The organism is Massilia sp. CT11-108 (assembly GCF_047302915.1).
In the GTDB taxonomy this organism is placed as follows: Bacteria; Pseudomonadota; Gammaproteobacteria; order Burkholderiales; family Burkholderiaceae_D; genus Telluria; species Telluria orientalis.
This window is the reverse complement of sequence record NZ_JBKYMO010000500.1, coordinates 1-3,917: the sequence shown is the minus strand read 5'-3', so window position 1 is coordinate 3,917 and position 3,917 is coordinate 1. Positions and strand designations below refer to the sequence as shown.

3 protein-coding genes are annotated in these 3,917 nt (G+C 67.7%); 2 read left to right on the top strand and 1 reads right to left on the bottom strand.

Annotated features, from left to right (window positions below; genetic code table 11):
- Together ACEN88_RS26215 and ACEN88_RS26210 are read left to right on the top strand one after the other, a co-directional pair.
- Positions 1–1,196 (top strand): VC_2705 family sodium/solute symporter (locus ACEN88_RS26215; protein ID WP_413344385.1); only part of this gene is annotated, 1,196 nt, incomplete at its 5' end.
- Positions 1,197–1,234: 38 nt separating this feature from the next.
- Positions 1,235–3,244 (top strand): alpha/beta hydrolase family protein, encoded by a 2,010-nt coding sequence (locus tag ACEN88_RS26210; RefSeq protein ID WP_413344383.1) that lies wholly within the window; start codon positions 1,235–1,237, stop codon positions 3,242–3,244.
- Positions 3,245–3,332: 88 nt separating this feature from the next.
- Here the strand turns inward: ACEN88_RS26210 and ACEN88_RS26205 are convergent.
- A partial coding sequence (locus ACEN88_RS26205) for a DUF4214 domain-containing protein (protein WP_413344381.1) occupies positions 3,333–3,917 on the bottom strand: 585 nt, incomplete at its 5' end.

The window sequence follows — 3,917 nt, the reverse complement described above, 5'->3', positions numbered from 1 at the left end:
CCCCCCCCCCCCCCCCCCCCCCCCCCCCCCACTCCTGGCACGCGGCCAACAGCGCGGCGCAGCGCCGGCTGGACAAGGCGCGCGGCCGCAACGCGCCGCTGACCGAAGTGCGCAGCGCCGAACGCGAGCTGCTCGACTATCCGCGCACGGCGGACGAAGCCGCGCGCGTGTGGACCGAACTGCGCGCCGCCAACCTGGCGCGCGCCCAGCCGCCGGAACCGCACGCGGAACCGTTCCCCGGCAAGACGCGGGAAGAATCGGACATCCGCCGCAACAATTTTCTATCGCTCGTGTTCTGCCTGATGTTCGGCACCGCGGCGCTGCCGCACATCCTGATGCGGTCCTACACGACGCCGTCCGTGCACGAGACGCGCGTATCCGTGTTCTGGACCCTGTTCTTCATCCTGCTGATCTACCTGACGATGCCCGCGCTGGCCGTGCTGGCCAAGTACGACATCTACACGGCCCTCGTCGGCACGAACTTCGATTCCCTGCCGACCTGGGTCTCGTACTGGGCCAACGTCGACAAGACGAATCCGTTGATCAGCATCGTCGACGTCAACCGCGACGGCATCGTGCAACTGGCCGAGATCGCGATCGACGGCGACGTGCTCACGCTGGCCACGCCGGAGATCGGCGGGCTGCCATACGTGATCTCGGGCCTCGTTGCCGCGGGCGGCCTCGCGGCGGCGCTGTCCACCGCGGACGGTCTGCTGCTCGCGATCTCGAACGCGCTGTCGCACGACATCTACTTCAAGATCGTCGACCCGGGCGCCTCCACGCAGAAGCGCGTGACGATCTCCAAGCTGCTGCTGCTGGCCGTCGCGTTCATCGCCGCGTACGTCGCGTCGCAAAAGCCGGCCGACATCCTGTCGCTCGTCGGCGCCGCGTTCTCGCTCGCGGGGTCGACCATGTTCCCCGCGCTGGTGGCGGGCGTGTTCTGGAAGCGGGCCAATTTCGCCGGCGCGATCGCGGGCATGGCGACCGGCTTCCTCGTTTGCATCTACTACATGCTGCACACGAATCCGATGCTGGGCGGGAGCCTCGACGCGGTCTGGTTCCACATCGCGCCCATCTCCGCGGGCGTGTTCGGCGTGCCGGCGGGGGCGCTGGCGCTGGTCGTCGTCAGCCTGGTCACCAGGGCGCCGCCACGCGCGAGCGGCGGGCTCGTGGCGCATATCCGGGCGCCGGAATAGATGTTATCTTTATGCAATGTTCTCACTGAGGATTTTGCATGCTCCCGCGCCGTACCCTGCCGTATCTTTTCGCTCTCTCCGCTTCGCTCGCCGGTGCCGCCTGGGCGGCGCCGGCCGCTGAAACCACGCCGCCGGCCATCGCTTTTTTCCAGCACGCCGCCATCCATCGCGTCGCGCTGTCGCCCGATGCACGCTATCTGGCGGTGCGCGCGGGCGCGCCTGACCGCAACGACTATCTCGCCGTGATCGACCTTGCCACCAGCAAGCCGACGGTGGTCGCCGCGTTCGACGATGCCGACGTCGACGACTTCGCATGGGTGAACGGCACGCGGCTGGTCTTCGACCTGACCGAAAAGAATATCGGCGAAGGCGACGTGCGGCATGGTCCCGGCCTGTACGCCGTCGACCGCGACGGCCAGCATTTCGTGCAGCTGGCCGACCGCTATGCCGGCGCCGCGTCGCGCCAGGAAATGATCGGCAAGGTGCCGATGCAACCGTGGAACACGTTCCTCATGCCCCAGCGTCCGCGCAAGGACGACGTGGTCTATGTCTCCCGCCCCATCTGGGACATGGGACATGAGCACCTCTACACCGACCTGGTCCGCCTGAACACGCGCACGGGCATTGCCCAGACGATTCCCCGACCGGGACCGGTGACCGGCTGGGTACTCGACCACGAGGGCGAGCCCCGCCTCGCCACGGCCGTCAAGGATGGCCGGGTGACCGTCTATTACCGCGATCCCGCCGACCAGGACAAGTGGCGCACGCTGGCGCAGTTCGCGGCCTACACCGCGAGCGAAGGGGCATTCTCCCCCGTCGGCTTCGGGCCCGACGGCACGCTGTACGTCTCCGCCCACAACGGCCACGACACGGAGGCGCTCTACGCCTACGATCTCAAGGCCGGCAAACTCGCCACCGAGCCGCTGCTGGTGACGAGGGGCTACGACTTCACCGGCAGCCTGGTCAAGAGCCGCACGAAGCTGCTGGGCGCGGTCATCACCACCGACGCCCGGTCGACGGAGTGGTTCGATCCCGGCATGAAGGCCCTGCAGGACAAGCTCGACAAGCTGCTGCCCGCCACGGTCAACCTGATCACGGTGCCGGCCGCCGATTCGCCGTGGGTGCTGGTGGCGTCGTATTCCGATGCGATCCCGATGCGCTACACGCTGTACAACACGGCGACGGGCCAGCTCAACGACATCGGTTCGTCGCGCCCCGCCATCGATCCGAAGCGGATGGGCCGCCAGCAGATGGTGCGCTACAAGGCGCGCGACGGCCTGGAGATCCCGGCCCTCCTGACCCTGCCGCGTGGCGCGAACAAGCACCTGCCCATGGTCGTGCTGGTGCACGGCGGACCGTGGGTGCACGGCGCGATCTGGGGCTGGGACCCCGATTCGCAATTCCTCGCCTCGCGCGGCTACGCCGTGCTGGAGCCGGACTACCGCGGCAGCACGGGCTACGGCTTCCGCCACTACCAGGCAGGCTGGAAGCAATGGGGCCGCGCCATGCAGGACGATGTGGCCGACGGCACCCGCTGGGCCATCGCGCAGGGTTATGCCGATCCGAAGCGCATCTGCATCGCCGGCGCCAGCTACGGCGGCTATGCCACGCTGATGGGCCTCGTCAACGACCCGGACTTGTACAAGTGCGGCGTGGACTGGGTCGGCGTCACCGACATCAACCTGATGTACACGGGGGCCTGGAGCCGCGAGTCCGACTTCACGGATCAGTGGAAGACCTATGGCATGCCGGAACTGATCGGCGACCGCGTGAAGGATGCGACGCAACTGAAGGCCACGTCCCCGATCGAGCAGGCGGCCCGCATCACGCAGCCCGTGCTGCTGGCCTACGGCGGCGTCGACCGCCGCGTACCGCTGTACCACGGCCAGAAGTTCTACGACGCCCTCACGAAGACCAACAGGAACGTCGAGTGGATCGAGTACCCGGAAGAAGGCCATGGCTGGCATCTGCCGAAGAATTCGGTCGATTTCTGGACCCGCGTCGAGGCCTTCCTCGACAAGAACATCGGTCCGGGTGCGGGCCGGTAACGACACACGGGGCGGCGCGGCCGATTCCGTACGCCGCACATGACAACGGGCGCCACGCGGCGCCCGTTGTTCATCGCTTGCGCAATGCTTACACGATGAAATCCCAGTCGGTGGCCGCGCGCTGGTGGCCGATCATCTCGACGGATTCCACGAACTCCGTGGCGATATGCTCGAGGCTGACGCCATTGCGCATCGCTTCGGTCCAGAAGGCCAGGCCCGGCGCGTCGGGAGCGCGGTCGAACAAGGCCTTGTAGAGCATGCCGACATCGTGCTCGGCATTGCCGTTGAACGCCTCGTGACTGGCCGTGTACTCGGGCGAACGGATGATGTCCAGCGCAATCCTGCCCCAGCTGACGCCCGCCTGGTGCGCGTCGGCCCAGAACTCGATGCCGTACATATCGGCCTGGCGCCCGAGCGCGGTCTGGTAGATGCTGGCCAGCGTATCCATGGCGCCGCTGTCCTCGACCTTCACGGTGGCGTCGCTGAACTGCAGCTGCTCGACGTTGACGACCAGCGCCTTCGCCGCCGGCGCGGCCTTGCTGCTCACCACCAGGTAGCCGTTGTGGGTTTCGACGTCGAAATCGGCACGGGCGCCGGCGAACGTCGCGGTGTCGCTGCCCGTGCCGCCGTGCAGGACCGTCGTGGCCGGCGCCGATGCGGCATTCGCGTGGGC